11 protein-coding genes and 1 tRNA gene are annotated in these 14,480 nt (G+C 55.5%); 5 read left to right on the forward strand and 7 right to left on the reverse strand.

The window, feature by feature from the left end; genetic code table 11:
* Nucleotides 1-2: 2 nt before the first annotated feature.
* The 3 genes from ABIK48_06715 to ABIK48_06725 all read right to left on the reverse strand — a co-directional run bounded on the left by ABIK48_06715 (nucleotide 3) and on the right by ABIK48_06725 (nucleotide 3,458).
* Nucleotides 3-75, reverse strand: a tRNA-Gln gene (locus ABIK48_06715).
* Complete coding sequence (gene ispE, locus ABIK48_06720) at nucleotides 61-960, reverse strand: 4-(cytidine 5'-diphospho)-2-C-methyl-D-erythritol kinase (protein ID MEO0021849.1); 900 nt, start codon at nucleotides 958-960, stop codon at nucleotides 61-63. Before ispE ends, ABIK48_06715 begins: the two co-directional genes overlap by 15 nt.
* On the reverse strand, nucleotides 957-3,458 hold the full coding sequence (locus tag ABIK48_06725; GenBank protein MEO0021850.1) for a prolyl oligopeptidase family serine peptidase: 2,502 nt from the start codon (nucleotides 3,456-3,458) through the stop codon (nucleotides 957-959). The genes ispE and ABIK48_06725 overlap by 4 nt, the downstream gene beginning before the upstream one ends.
* Before the next feature lie 85 nt (nucleotides 3,459-3,543).
* Between ABIK48_06725 and ABIK48_06730 the strand changes: the two genes are divergently transcribed.
* Both ABIK48_06730 and ABIK48_06735 read left to right on the forward strand, forming a co-directional pair.
* Nucleotides 3,544-4,785, forward strand: a complete 1,242-nt coding sequence (locus ABIK48_06730) for a M20 family metallo-hydrolase (GenBank protein ID MEO0021851.1) — start codon at nucleotides 3,544-3,546, stop codon at nucleotides 4,783-4,785.
* A gap of 50 nt (nucleotides 4,786-4,835) precedes the next feature.
* Nucleotides 4,836-5,207 (forward strand): hypothetical protein, encoded by a 372-nt coding sequence (locus tag ABIK48_06735; GenBank protein MEO0021852.1) that lies wholly within the window; start codon nucleotides 4,836-4,838, stop codon nucleotides 5,205-5,207.
* Here the strand turns inward: ABIK48_06735 and ABIK48_06740 are convergent.
* Both ABIK48_06740 and ABIK48_06745 read right to left on the reverse strand, forming a co-directional pair.
* Complete coding sequence (locus tag ABIK48_06740; GenBank protein MEO0021853.1) at nucleotides 5,180-7,054, reverse strand: VWA domain-containing protein; 1,875 nt, start codon at nucleotides 7,052-7,054, stop codon at nucleotides 5,180-5,182. The two genes, ABIK48_06735 and ABIK48_06740, sit on opposite strands and share 28 nt — an antisense overlap.
* Nucleotides 7,054-7,950 (reverse strand): DUF58 domain-containing protein, encoded by an 897-nt coding sequence (locus ABIK48_06745; GenBank protein ID MEO0021854.1) that lies wholly within the window; start codon nucleotides 7,948-7,950, stop codon nucleotides 7,054-7,056. Before ABIK48_06745 ends, ABIK48_06740 begins: the two co-directional genes overlap by 1 nt.
* A gap of 309 nt (nucleotides 7,951-8,259) precedes the next feature.
* Here ABIK48_06745 and ABIK48_06750 point away from each other — a divergent pair, with 309 nt between their 5' ends.
* Together ABIK48_06750 and ABIK48_06755 are read left to right on the forward strand one after the other, a co-directional pair.
* Nucleotides 8,260-9,087: a hypothetical protein gene (locus tag ABIK48_06750; protein MEO0021855.1), complete on the forward strand. Its 828-nt coding sequence runs from the start codon at nucleotides 8,260-8,262 to the stop codon at nucleotides 9,085-9,087.
* An 83-nt stretch (nucleotides 9,088-9,170) separates the two neighbouring features.
* Nucleotides 9,171-10,064, forward strand: a complete 894-nt coding sequence (locus ABIK48_06755; protein ID MEO0021856.1) for a cation diffusion facilitator family transporter — start codon at nucleotides 9,171-9,173, stop codon at nucleotides 10,062-10,064.
* Nucleotides 10,065-10,073: 9 nt separating this feature from the next.
* Here ABIK48_06755 and ABIK48_06760 read toward each other — a convergent pair whose 3' ends face one another.
* Complete coding sequence (locus ABIK48_06760) at nucleotides 10,074-11,528, reverse strand: hypothetical protein (GenBank protein MEO0021857.1); 1,455 nt, start codon at nucleotides 11,526-11,528, stop codon at nucleotides 10,074-10,076.
* 14 nt (nucleotides 11,529-11,542) lie between these two features.
* Here ABIK48_06760 and ABIK48_06765 point away from each other — a divergent pair, with 14 nt between their 5' ends.
* The gene (locus ABIK48_06765) at nucleotides 11,543-11,719 is read left to right on the forward strand and encodes a hypothetical protein (protein MEO0021858.1); all 177 of its coding nucleotides are present in this window, start codon (nucleotides 11,543-11,545) and stop codon (nucleotides 11,717-11,719) included.
* Between the two features lie 192 nt (nucleotides 11,720-11,911).
* Here ABIK48_06765 and ABIK48_06770 read toward each other — a convergent pair whose 3' ends face one another.
* Nucleotides 11,912-14,356: a heavy metal translocating P-type ATPase gene (locus ABIK48_06770; GenBank protein MEO0021859.1), complete on the reverse strand. Its 2,445-nt coding sequence runs from the start codon at nucleotides 14,354-14,356 to the stop codon at nucleotides 11,912-11,914.
* Between the last annotated feature and the right edge of the window lie 124 nt (nucleotides 14,357-14,480).

A 14,480-nucleotide genomic window follows, 5' to 3' on the forward strand; every position in this document is an offset into this window, starting at 1 on the left:
CACTGGGGCGGGGGGATTTGAACCTCCACGACAGGATCCAAAGTCCTGTGTCCTGCCAGATTAGACGACGCCCCAAATTCCTGATATCGTTCCGGCGCCGGACAGTGTTGACGGTCTTGACCGCGTTATAATCCAGGGAAGCCCAGAATGCAACCATTCGGCCATCGGGTCAGTTGCATATTGCAACCCATAGACCGTACTGCCGGAGCCGGTGAGACCGGCAGCCACCATTCCGCTTTCCAGCAACTGTTTTTTTATCTTCGCCAGTTCTGGATACCGGCGGAACACTACAGTTTCAAAACTGTTTCTAATCAGTTCTGCCAGTCCTGCCGGCTCTTTACGCCTTAATTTTAAGGCAATAATTTTAGGGCAAAATCTCCCGGTTGTCAATTTTTTCTTATGCCGGTCCAGTCTTTCATATGCCCAGCGTGTTGAGATCCCGAATCCTGGGCAATAGAGGACGATTCGGAGAGCCGGGAGAGTGAGCGGTCGGAGTTTCTCACCTCGCCCCCGGGCGACGCAGGGTTTAGGTTGAAGGAAAAAGGGGACATCGCTTCCCAGTTCCCGGGCAAGTCGAGTAAGCTGAGCGGGATTGAGTGGATGGTCAAAAAGATAATTCAGTCCGAGCAGGACCGTAGCGGCATTGGACGATCCGCCTCCCAGTCCTCCTCCCGGAGGGATGTTTTTCTTAATGAAAATTCTGCAGCCGCCGGAGATACCGGTTGCAGTAAAAAAAAGTCCGGCTGCCCGGTATGCCAGATTGGCTCTTTCAGGAATGTTCAGATTGATGCCCGTAGTTTTTACGCAAATTCCACCGCCTGTTTTTTCAAGCCGTATTCGATCCCCAAATTCCAGCGGTACCATGATCGTTACCAATTCATGGTAGCCATCGGCTCTTTTTCTTCCGACCCAGAGTCCGAGATTGATTTTAGCCGGGGAATGGAGTCTGATTACTTTCACTTTTCGACAAAGCAGGAGGCCGGTTCAATCTGCCAGTCGGACGAAAAAAACCCCGCAGCCCGGACACCATTCCATCCGAACCGGCGGACCCGGCGGTCAAAAATAATGAAATCCGGAATTGCTGTTCCGGAACCGATCAGGTTCCAGAAAAGGGACAGTTTCGTGGCGGAAGAGTCGGTCCCGAAACGGCAGAGGACGAGCTGCTGGGGATTGAGAGGGTTGGGATAGGTAACAATTGCCGCCAGACTTTCTCCCAGATCGACGTGGTTGAACAGCATCCTTCCATTTTTAATCCGGATTGGCAGACTCCGACCGATTCGGGCGGTTTGGATATTATCTTCATCTGAACCCAGCAGTACAAGGTTGCGATTTGATGGCAGCAGTTCAGTGTCGGCGTAAACTTCAGTTGTGCCATTGGCAATGAGCCACCAGCGTAATCCTTCCTGAACTGCGCTGTGGTGCAAAAATGGCGTCAGGTCAGGATTTCGGGTGCCGTAAACAATTGCAAACGGAGAAAAAAGTACCTCTTTTGCCGGACCGTAAAGCCCGGGTTTTTTAGAGGTGATCGAGCCTTTCCGGCATATTCCTGGATGCCAGCCATTTTTGTCCCGGTGCAGAGTGATATCTTTGCCGGAGATTGGTAAATCTAATTCCTGGCCATCGATTTTCACCCGGAGCCGGCTGCCGGCTATTTTCAGCTTTTTCTGATCAATCGTCAGCTGGGTAATGTTAACAGTGGAGATTTTCAGGGTTGAGTCGATCAGCGTTGCTTCGATGAATGCATCGCGGCCCACAACCGCCACCCGGTCGATTCTCACCCAGTAGGCTTTTCCTGAGTGATTGATATCAGCGGTCCGGAAACGGATGTACCTGGGAGTGTTCTGCCTTTTCCTGGTTTTCAGAAAAGTCATTAGTTGTCCGTCGTCTACGCAGACCGTGCCGTCAGGATAGTTCCACCAGTGTTTCACACCCGGAACTTCCTTATACACATATTCATATCCCAGACTTTTAAGCCAGAGTGCGAATGTCCGGCCATGAATTGGTGGCACGTTGTCATCCTCGCTGCCATGAAGGATGAACACCGGCAGGTTGCAGGCGTTTTCTAAAAATGCTGGTGTATTGTCCGGCCGGGCAGCCATTTCCCGAATTGCCAGTTTCGATGGTTCTGCAAAGATAATGCTACGCTGCAGGAAGTTGGGGACATAAAGCGGGAAAGAGGGCCAGCCGGCTGCCGGTGCAATTGCAGCAAAAAGATCAGGGTGGGTCAGTCCGATATGCCAGGTTCCGTGGCCGCCCATTGAATGGCCGGTAAGATAGATGCGGTCCGGATCAACCGGCAGCGAGTTGCAGGCCTCCTTCAGTACTTCAATTGCATCCAGCCTTCCCCAGTCCTGCCAGTCAAACCCGTATGGTCGGCGATTGGTCGGGCAGACGACAAATGCCCAGTCCTTGGGCTGGAAACATTCTGCCAGCCCGCTGGCCTCAACGCCTGCGCCGTGCAGGGAGAGTATTAATCCGTAATTTTGTGCCGGGTCGTAGTTTGAGGGATAGAGAATTGCGTAGTACTGGCAGGAGGAGTCGATTCGGGAAACAAAAGTCCGTTTGTGCGGCTGGTTGATCCGTCGGGAGCGTAAAAGTGTTGTCTCGGAAAGTTCAAAATCTGCCCATTTCACAGTGAGTACTAATTTATAACCTGAGGTGTCGTAAGGCAGAGCCGGAATTCGGACAAAGATTGCCGGTTTTTTAACACCAAGAGCCGGAATGCGGTCAATAATTGTATCGGCGATCAGAAAGGTATCGATTTTCATTTTCAGTATTACATGATTAAACATTTCCGCGGTTGTATTGAGGAGCGGGATACCGAACCAAACGGTCAGTGCCGAGTCGGCGATCAGATCCGGAGCGGTGATATCCTGAGTTACTGGTATCAGCGGAGCGGGTACGGGTAGAAGCATAAATCGCACCTGCTGATCTCCATAGCCGGAGAGGCGCAGGATGACCCGGTTGATGCCGGAGTCGATGATCACCGGCGTCCGGAACCAGTTGTTACCATAGATATCTCCCAGATAAGTTTTTCCATTGAGCAGGAAGCTGCCGATTCTTGTGGCTGCTGCCAGCGCCCGTGCCTGTCGGGGAGAATAGAATTCAGCATAGGCGTAGCCGACGGCGACCAGACCGCTGATGCCATAATAATTCTGAATCGTATCCCACTGCACATCCGGATAATCGGTGCGGAACCAGCCATCGGCATCAGCGGTTACTTCACGCCAGATGGCAGTTCCCCCCAAGACCAGTCCGGATGGCAGGGATTCGCCGGCAACCGGTTTCAGCTGGGTCGGGTCGTCAATTACTTCCGTAATGCCTTCCCTTGTGCCCACTGAGAAGGGACCGCAGACCAGCCACCGGCTGATTTTAATTGTGTCAGCAATTGAGCCGGAAAGTTGATTGCCGACGGTCAAAACCAGGCAGAGGATCAGGCTGCCGATGGTCGTACTCACATTAAATGTTATCTGCCGGCATCCGGTCAGTCAATCAGGGCAGTGCCAATTTTGACCCTCTTTTTTTGCTCGTTATTATTATTCAATGTGGGGAAAATCAGCTTTTGAAAAAATCTGTCAAGAGATTGACCGTCTGGTACCGGCGATGATTGAAATGCAGAGCCGGTTGTGCGCTCTGCCGGCGATCAGTCCGAAGTCCGGGGGCGAAGGAGAAAAGGCACGGGCCGATTATTTCCGGGGTGTGCTGGAGTCGTGGGGACTGGCGGTTGAGGAGTTGCGGGCACCTGACCCGCTGGCACCCTGTGGCTATCGTCCGAACTTGATCGTCCGCCTTCCCCGGAAAAAATCCGGTCCGGTACTTTGGGTGATGACTCATCTGGATGTCGTTCCGCCCGGACCGCGCGAGTTATGGCAGTCTGACCCGTTTGTGGCGAGGGTTGAGGCAGACCGGATTTACGGTCGCGGTGTGGAGGATAATCAGCAGGAGATGGTAGCTTCAATTTTTGCCCTCCGGGCGCTGCTGAATCTCGGGCTTGTGCCCAGTCTGCCGGTGGCGCTGATGCTGGTAGCGGATGAGGAGACCGGTTCCGAGTTCGGGGTGGACTGGCTGCTGAAAAACTATCAGCTGTGCGCAGCGGATGATCTGGTAGTCGTTCCGGATGCGGGAAACGAGGACGGCACACTGCTGGAAATTGCCGAGAAGTCGATTCTCTGGCTGAAGTTCACAACCTACGGCAGGCAGGCACACGGTTCGACACCACATCACGGCAATAACGCCCATCGTGCTGGCGCCTATCTGTTAGTCCGGCTCGACCAAAAGCTGCACGAACATTTCAATGCCCGGGATGAACTTTTCTCTCCGCCTTATTCCACGATTGAGCCGACGAAAAAGGAAACCAATGTTCCCAATATCAATACGATTCCGGGAGAGGATGTTTTTTACTTTGATATGCGGATTCTGCCCTGTTATCCTCTGGAATCAGTGATGGCGAAGGTCAAGGAGGTGGTCAGTGGTATTGAGCAGGAATTCAAGGTCAGGATCAGAGTTGATGTTGAACAGCAGGCACAGGCGGCACCAGCAACTCCGCCGGATGCACCGGTTGTCCGGCTGCTTGCCGAAGCGGTGCGCACAGTTTACAAAAAAGAACCCTTTACTCGCGGTATCGGTGGCGGGACGGTGGCGGCGTTTTTCCGAAGGCAGGGGATTCCGGCAGTGGTCTGGGGCAGAAATGCCGGTCAGGCGCACAAACCCAATGAGTTCTGTCTGATTGAAAATATGGCTGGCAATGCCAAAGTTTATGCCTATCTGTATGGCAGCCAGGTATAGGGCATTCTGGACCTGATTGACTTTTCACAGATTTAAGTTAAGGTGGGGTAATGGAACTGCGTTCCCCTGAGGAACTCCGTCAGTTTGTTGATCTGGACCGGGCAGAGGTGGTCGATGATCGGGCAAAGGGCGGTGAAGTAATTCTGATTCCGCTGGTCAACCCTTTTGCGCCGATTCCGGCACTGAGTGCAGTGGCGGACAATCTCAGCTGGTTTATGGAGCAGGTTACGGGCCGTGGTTATCAGAAGGCGGAGGAGGTTTATGATGTCGGGTTTATTGTCCGGGAGCCGGGGCATCAGGCATTCGGATTGAAGGTGAATGCTGAAAGCGGCGTGGTAGTGATTTCCCGGGTTTCGATTCTTGAGGACGAAACTGTCTTCCGCCGATACGTAAACTATTTGCGTACGGGCGTTTTTCTGTAACTCTCAAATCCGAGCAGGAGAAATTCCAGCGCAAGCAGGATCCCTGCGAAGTAGAGCAGCGGTCCGGTCAGTTCACCTGCAGAGTAAAGGCGGGGAGGGTAAATTTTGATTCCATTTCGAATCAGCGGTTCGAGCGGTGCCGGCGTCAGATCACCCTCCTCCGGCAGCGGATTGACGGCAAATTCGTAATACTGTCCATTTTCCAGCCGGTAAATTCCCGGAAGCCGGGTGTCGATGATCTTTACCACCGGTTTTATACCTCCGGGTTCAGGGAAAACCGTTTTTTCGCCAGCGGGCGTGAGCAGCCGCAACGGTTCGGCGTTATCAACTGCAAGTAGCACAGTGTCCCCGGTCTGCCATTCATTTTGGCGGTTTCTGCCGGTGAGGTATTTCAATGTCTGATACAGCAGGGGCACAAATGCCGCCCGGTAAACCAGGTCGGTAGCCTCGGGAACAGGGGCGAATGTCCAGATGAGGAGATTTTTCTCGGGCAGCTCGATGACCAGCGGGTCCCGGCTGGCAAGCCGGATTAATGTTCTGCCACCTGTTATCCGGCTGTGATAATACACCCGCACAGCATTGAGGTCAACCGTTCGCAGACCTGAGAGCACCGGATGGGTGGTGTCAACTTCTGCCGGGGTGATAAAGCCGAGATGACTCACCTGCCCTTCATACCTCAGGGGCAGCGGGATACTGCCATTGGTTAATGAAGGTGCGCAAAGCAAAGCTGAACCGCCGGAATTGAGATAGAAATCCAGGCGTTCCCAGTCAGCCGGCCGGAGTGCGCCGGCATCTGCTATTATGATTGTCTGATATCGGGTAAGGTCGGTGCGTCTCAGTGCTGAAATATTGAGCAGGAGCGGTAGAAACTGCAGGGTGTCGGTGGCAAGCGCCAGCTGGAGATACTTTCCCTGGTTTTCCGCAGATACGAAAATCGGCACCGAAAGTCTGGAAGGGGTTGCAAGGGCAAAAAAACGCCGGTCGTCGAGCGTGAGAGAGTCGCTGGAGAGTTCGACGATGCCCGAATAATGATGGCGGAGGTCAGAGGGAAGGGAAAATTCAGCAAATACTGCGGAGCGAGCGGGGATGTTTACTACTTTTTCTTCCTGGTAGCCTTCCAGTTTCAACCGGACGGTTCTGATTACCGGTGTCCTCCCGTAATTGAAGATACGGATTCTGAGCTGACGGCGGTCATATGTAATCCCGGTTATTCCCGCATTGTCGAATCTGTTACTGCCGAGATTGATGATCTGGAGCTGACCTCCGGGAATGGGAATATTTTCCGGCACTGCCCGCGCCTGGAGGTCGGTGATGGTTATAACCGGCATCGGGGTCTGACGATACAGCCCGGCGGCTCTGCTCAGCGCCGGCTCCAGTGTCGGGGCAAGGGCAGAGGCAGAGAGCGTGTCCAGAAGAGCGAGCAGTGTATTTCTGCCGCTGATCACCGTGTCGGGCTGACTGCTGAGTATCAGCATGGGCCGGGAGGAGCTGTGAATGATGCGGCGTGCCGACTCCAGTGCCTGCTGCCAGCGATTGCCATATGCCATGCTGTAGGAATGGTCAAGGATGAGTAGCATGCGGTCCGAGCCGAGCCGGAACGGGAGTCTGCTTTCAAGCCGCGGGCGGCTCAGTGCCAGCGGTATCAGGAGCAGAAAAAGAGTCCGGAGGACAAGCAGCAGAATTTCCCGGAGCCGGAACCAGGACCACCTTTCCCGGCGCACGCTTTCCAGCAGCGCCAGCGAGGGAAAACCCCGGCGCTGGAGCCGCAGCCGGGTAAAAATGTGGATCAGAACCGGGATCAGGCCCAGCGGCAGGAGCAGGAGAAAAGATGGGTAGAGAAACTGCATCAGTGGAGACGGCGCCGGCGTTCAAGATAAGTGAAGAGCGCCTCTTCAAATGGTGTAGCAGTGCTCAGTGACTGATAATCGACCCGGGTTTCGGCGCAAGCGCGCCGGAAGTATTCACACCGGCGGTTGAACCGGTCCTGATACTGGTACTGAATCTGCCGGGGATCAACGGTGATTTCCTGTCCGGTTTCGAGGTCCCGGAGAAGAACCGGATTGCTGAAGCCAAGAGTTGCCTCATCGGGATGGAACAGGTGGAATACGAGCAGTTCATGTTTGCGGGCACGGAAGTGGCGCAGTGCGGCAACAACTGCAGTCGCATCGTCCCAGAGGTCGGAGATGAGAATCACCAGTCCCCGGCGCCGGATGCGTTCGGCAAGCTCATGAAGGGTTGTGCTGATATCGGTTTCCCCCCCAGGTTTCAGGTTTTCCAGCTCCCGGAAGAGTACCCGGAGATGGGCGCCGGTGGCACGGGGCGGGATGTAGCGATCGATCTTCCCCGAGAAGGTGACAAGTCCGGTTGAGTCCTTCTGCCGGTTGAGGAGCAGAGCAAGGCTGGCAGCCAGCCACCGGCCGTAATCCAGTTTGGTGTAACCTGTCGCCGGATAGTTCATTGAGGCGGAGGCATCCAGGACGAGATAGGCACGGAGGTTGGTCTCCTCCTCGTACTCGCGGACAAAGAACCGTCCGGTCCGGCCATAGACCCGCCAGTCGATCCGTTTGAGTTCATCGCCGGGCATATATTGACGATACTCGGCAAATTCTACTGAGAAACCCTTGTAAGGGGAGCGGTGCAGACCGCTGAGAAACCCTTCAACAACGAGCCGAGCCTTGAAATCAATTCCCTTGAGCCGGGCGATCAGTTCCGGTTTGAGCAGTGATGTCCCTGATGGTCTCATATAACAGTTTACCAGCATAACCGGTATGCTGTCAAATACCAGTCCGGATACTGTATTTCGCATTTATGGAAGAAAAAACTTGACAGCGGTCGGCAAAACTGTATTATAATAACGAGCAGCGACTGTGGCTTTGGGGTTCGGTTGCAGAGCTTATATTAAGCTTTAGATTCAGAATACCCGGATAGCAGGGGCTCAACAGTCAGAGGCTGCGACGCATCAGAAAATAAAGTGGTTTGTTTCCTGTTGCAGAAACAGCAGTAATTGCTAATTAAAAGGCAGAAACTGCCGGATGAGCAGGAGGAGGTCAGAATGGCAATGAGAGCCGAACTGGATAACGGCGTGCTGGTCCGACCGAGAACCGGACCGGCTGCCGGATTCATCTGGGACCCGGTCAAGATCGGTCCCAGTTTTGAGTGGCTTGACCACGACACGATCCGCGTGCTTGAGGGCGGGCTCGCGGGCAAAATCCTCGGCGTCCGGACCGAGCTGATGGCTAATAATGCCGCCTGCAGTCTTCAGGATCAGGGCCGGCTGATCGGAACGGTCTCAATTGAACGCAATCCGCCGGGCAAGGGAATTATCCTCTGGGATGCTCAGGTGCATCCTCAGTACCGGCGCAACGGGCTGGCAGCGATCATGACCTGGATCATCTTCCGGGAGCTTTTGCTCAATCAGACGGTAGCGACATTCAGAATCCGGATGGTCCGTTCGCTCAAGGCGGGCGCGAATGGGGTTGAACTGCAGAATGTCGGTATGGGGGTGATTGCAGTGCGTCTGGGATTCACGCCCGAGCTGAACCTGGAGCGGACGATTCGAGGGGATAACATCACCGAGATTGAGGCGATGCCGGCGGTTAATGGCAGTCCGCCCGCACTGAAGATCGGCCTGCGCCATGACCCGTTCATGCTCGTTGCCTTTGTGCTCAGCCCGGACACGATGAAGCCGACCAATGACTTTCGCACCTATCTTGAAATCAAGAACAACACCTTCATCATCCATGAGTGGGCAGAGAAAGGTCTGCTGGTGGTCAACGGCAACTATCTCCTGCGGACACCCCAGATCAACCATTTTGTCAACCGGATTGCGGTTGACGAGGCAGAGGCGCTCATCTTCAGAAACAAAATCCGCGGAGTATAATTTTCTCCGGTAATTTCCGGATTGCTCCAGAATCGTTACCAATCAATCTTGCCTTTCCGTCCGGGTTTTTTAACATTCAGCTGATGGTGGTTCACGAGCATGCCCGGCGTCAGGGGCGCAGCCTGCTGCTTTCGATTCTGCTCAACCTCGGATTTGCCCTGTTTGAACTGCTCGCCGGGATTTTTGCCAATTCGCTGGTGCTGGTTGCCGGTGCGCTCCATGATGCCGGGGATGCGGTGGCGCTGGTGCTATCCTGGCTCGGGCTCCGGCTTTCACTCCTGCCGCCGGACCGGCGCCGGACCTTCGGTTATCGCAAGGTGCGGATCCTTGTTGCCTTTGTCAATGCGCTCGCCCTGGCGGTCTTCACCGTGCTGGTGGTGCGGGCGGCGATCGGTCGGGTTGTATCTCCGGAACCGGTGAAGAGTCCGGTTCTGATCCTGATGGCGGTCGTCGGTATTGGTATTAACGGTGCCGCGGTGCTGATATTAAGGCAGGAGCGCCACTCGCTCAACATCCGGGCGGCGATGTGGCATCTGCTGGATGACCTGCTCGGCTTTGGGGCGGTGCTTCTGGGTGGAATCGCCATCCGCGTCACCGGCCTGACGGTGATTGATCCACTCCTGTCGATTGCGGTCAGTGGTCTGGTCCTTTATGGCACCTGGCGGGTCTTCCGGGAGGCGACCAGCATTTTGATTGACTCCACACCCCGGGATCTGGATTACGAAGCGGTGCGCCGATTTATCACCTCGTTTTCTCCTGCAATCCGGGACCTGCACGATTTGCACATCTGGACGCTCGGCGAGGGGGAGCGGGCGCTGATGGCACATCTGGTGGTTACGGACGGAACGGTGAGCAGTTTTCAGCCCCTGCTTTCCAAGCTGGACTGTGCACTTCGTGACCGCTTCAATATCCGGCACATCACCTTTGAGCTGGAATGCGATGCCTGCAAATCGGGTACCGGTGTCTGTCTGAACTGACCGTTCCTGCTACCGGGTGATGATAACCGTGCCGGCTGGTTCTCTGTTTACCTGCACGAGATAGACTCCAGCAGGCAGTGGTGAACCGTCAATTCTCTTTCCGTCCCAGAACCCGTTTCTGCCATAAGCCACAACCCGGCCTGAGGCATCGGCGACCGTGATCCGGTCCTTTTCTCCAGCACCGTCAATCCGGAAAGGTCCAATGCCTGCTCCGGGCAGAACCCGGTATTTTCCGGTTCGGGGCGCGGTGGCAGGGGTAAACTCGGCAATCCCAGGATAAAGGCTTGACCAATAACAGCCGGAAGAGTCCTTCTTCAAATAGACAACGCCTGCCATTACATCAGGCAGACCGGGTAGATAGCAGACTTTGGGTCTGACACCCCAGCCGGCTGCCGCCTCATGCTCATTCATCCGCAGCGGTGTTGACCAGTTCTCCGGTTCGGCAGCAAATACCCGGGAGATAAAAATCTGATTACCCGCGCTGGAACTTTTGAGATAGGCGACGGTGACTTCGCCGGCGGTGCCATATCGCCGCGGCTGGAGATCAAAGAACCGTTCCTCTGCCTCAGGGTCGCCGGCAAGGGTCCGGACTCCGCTCCAGCTGTGACCGCCATTTGTGGAGTAGATATAGTCAATGTCCCAGTTGCCGGAGTTGTTGCGGTTCCGGGCAAAGGTACACCAGACCGTGGCAAGCGAGTCCGCAGCATTGAAGCCGGCAGCAATTGCCGGATTCTCAATCCGGTCGCCGTCAAAGGTGAACCGGTGAAAGAGCCAGTTTCCGGGTTCAAGCCGGTTACGGTTAATCCACAAAAGCAGGGTGTCCCGGTTCGGTCCGGCAACACCGGCAAAATAGACATACCTGCCTGTGCCACCCGCAAGGTAAAGGTTGCGCGCCGGCTGATAAAAGGAGTCAATCGGCGGGAAAAAGTCCCAGCCATAATCGGTGCTGCGCTGGAAAAACAGCCGGGGACGGGTTGAGCCGGGTGTGGTGTCAGAAACCGCAATGTAGATGTAATGCTGGGCACCCGGATGGTCGGTACAGCCGGCAAACTCATGGCAGGGCAGTTCATCAGGACCGAAGTTCATAAAGCAGGACCAGGAGTTGAACAGGCGTTCCCTTACCATCGCCAATGAATTCGGGTAATCCTCCACGTAATTAAAAAGGCAATAAAACGCTGCACTGTCACCATCGCCGATAAATGAAAATACCCTGGCGAGTGTGGTGTCAGAACTGGTTCCCCCGCCTGTTTCGATCCATGTCTGTCCCAGGTCAGTGGAGTAATATTCATAATCCCTTGACCGGATGTTTACAGCCACAAACATAAGCACCGTGTCGTGGTAAATAGTGCAGACATCGCCGGCAACGGTAAAGTCTGCTCCTCCGGAGTGAATCAGGACATCGGCCTGGGCGGGCAGACTGATACAGATGATTGCAATCAGGGTTCTGACAAAATGGTGGGACATACCTGCCTCCCGGTTTGAATTTCCTGTATGATTATAATCCTGAATCCGGTTTTGTCAACCGGGTAGCAGTGGAAGTTGGGCAGCACGCAGTTGGTCATGTTAAAGGCGAATTCTGCCAGTCTGTGGTGTTCGGTTTTTCCGGTGGATTTGAGCCGGAGCTGAAAGCCGGTCTCGGTCCGGACACAGCATAAGGAAAGGGAAAGGGAAAGGGAAAGGGATAGGGATAGGGATAGGGATAGGGGAACTGCCCGGGGTGCGCCTTAAATTTAAGCTGCGGATGGAAACAGGTTGGCAGGATATTGATAAACTGTAACTTCCATGAACGGTTCAGAATCGGGGCCGGCTGGTGGTGTTAAATCTGCGTCAGCTGCTGGATCTAACTGTTATAGGGGAGTCCGGCGCAGGCGCAAAGAGTTGGTGACCACATTCACCGAGGAGAGTGCCATCGCTGTTTCAGCAATTACCGGGTGCAGGAGACCGAGCATCGCCAGTGGAATCGCCAGCAGGTTGTAAAAGAGCGCCCAGAACAGGTTCTGCCGGATCTTTCTGAAGGTGGCGCGGGAGAGCCGGACCGCTGCGACAACAGCGTTGAGATCACCCCGGACAAGTGTCACATCGCTGGCAGCGATGGCAATTTCGGTGCCGGTGCCGATTGCGATCCCGACATCTGCCGCCTTGAGTGCCGGGGCATCGTTGATGCCGTCTCCGACCATGGCGATGGTGCGGTATTTTTCCTTCAGCTGGCTCAGCAGTTTAAGTTTGTCCTGAGGCAGGAGTTCGGCGTAGATCTGCTCAATGCCTGCCTGACGGGCAATCGCCTCTGCGGTCTGCCTGCTGTCACCGGTGAGCATCACCGGCACAATGCCCAGTTCCTTCAGTCCGGCAATCACTGCCGGGACTTCGGGTTTGAGTTCATCAGCGAGGATGAGCATACCGAGCGGTCTGGAATCCAGGGCAACGAACAGCATCGTGCCCGGTCTGCCTTGGTGGTGCCGGACAAGCGTTTCCAGTCCGGTAGTGTCAATTCCGTGCTGCTGGAGAAGGGTGAGTCTGCCTGCCAGAGCCGGCCTGCCCGCAACCGTCCCGCTGATTCCCAGTCCGGGCAGGGTGGTGATGTTTTCTGGGGAAGGCAGTTTCAGGTTTTCTTTTTCTGCCTGCTGGACAATCGCCCGCGCCAGCGGGTGCTCAGACCCCTTTTCCAGTGCGGCGGCGGTCCTCAGCAGTTCCTGCGGGTCAACACCGGGCAGGGGAATTACCTCCTGAACCCGCGGTCTTCCCAGGGTCAGCGTGCCGGTCTTATCCAGGCAGAGCGCCCTGACATCCTTCAGGCGCTGAAGCGCGGCGCCGGAGCGGAAGATGATTCCCCGCCGTGCCGCCATGCCGGTGGCAACCATCAGTGCGGTCGGGGTGGCAAGACCCAGGGCACACGGGCAGGCGATGACCAGCACCGCAACTCCGGCAAAGAGCGCCAGTGAGAGCCGGGAAAGTTCCGGATTGACCCAGGGAAGCAGGGTGTGTGCCCAGCGTAGGAAGGGCTGGAATGCGGGTGCAAAGGCAAACCAGACCAGACCGGTGACCAGGGCAAGGAGCAAGATTACCGGCACAAAACGGGCGGTGATGCGGTCTGCCAGCGCCTGCACCGGAATCTTTTTCAGCTGTGCTTGTTCCACGAGCCGGATCACCTGTGCCAGAAATGTGTCTTGACCGACCCGGCGGACCGCAACCTTGATAAAGCCGTTGGTGTTAATCGTCGCACCAATTACCTCGTCCCCCGGATTCTTCACCACCGGCAGCGGTTCACCGGTTGCCATCGACTCGTCAATCTCGGTGGTGCCTTCAATGATGATGCCGTCGGTCGGAATCTTTTCGCCGGGCCGGATGAGCATGATGTCGCCGGGCTTGAGCCGGCTGATCGGCACTTCAGTCTCCACATCGTCCATCAGAATCCTTGCGGTCCGGGCGCCAAGTGAGAGCAGTTGCCGGATGGCACCCGCTGCCCTGCCCTTTGCCCGTGCCTCAAGATACCTGCCGGTAAGATAGATTGCCACGAGCATTCCCGCGACTCTGCCCAGATTTTCCACCTCCATGCCGGCAAGGACAAACACCGAGGAGACCAGTGCGGCGATGGTGCCCAGTGCGATCAGGACATCCATGGTTGCCGCGCGGTTCCGAATTGAGCCGAATGCTGTTTTCAGCGTATGCCAGCCCGGGAGGAAAAGAACAGCTGCGCCCAGCACAAATTCAATTGCGGTCATCAGTTTCATCGGCAGGTGAACCAGCCGGGCAAGATGGAGCACCATCAGCACCATTGCGGGCAGAACCAGCAGCCAGGCGCCCAGCATCCGGTTTTTTGCCCGCCGGAGTTCACCTGCGATTACTGCCGATTCATCTTCAGTCCGTTCCCGGACATCATAGCCGGCATTGATGATCGCCCGCTTCAGCTCCTCGGGCGGGGTGAGCTTGGGGTCATACTGAACTACCGCTTCTTCCGAGGCGAAGTTTACCTGAGCGATTTTCACTCCGGGCAGGCGGTTGAGCGCCTTTTCAAGCGTTACCGCACAGCCGGCGCAGGACATCCCGCTGATGCCCAGCACCGCAGTTTCGGTATTGACAATTTCGGGCTTGGGCGGTGTCGGGGTTTCAGTGGAATGCGGTTCAGTTGCTGGCGAACTGAGAAATTTTTCCGGGTCGGACTGGAATTTCTTCAGACAGGCGGTCGAGCAGAAATAGTAGGTTTGACCATTATAATCCCATTTTCCCGCTTCCTCGCCTTCCTTCACCGTCATCCCGCAGACCGGATCGATGTGCTGATGGGGCTCATGTTCCATAACTGTTAGACCCGAGCCGGGCTTGGGTAGGTGCGGGCTAAAGAGAGGAAAAGCTGAAGGTTATTTGCGAACGGTGTGTATTTGAAAAATCCCAATCGAATTTTAAACGGACTCGGCGGGCGGA

It is taken from the genome of candidate division WOR-3 bacterium, from assembly GCA_039801085.1.
In the GTDB taxonomy this organism is placed as follows: Bacteria; Hydrothermota; Tepidihabitantia; order Tepidihabitantales; family Tepidihabitantaceae; genus JAOABP01.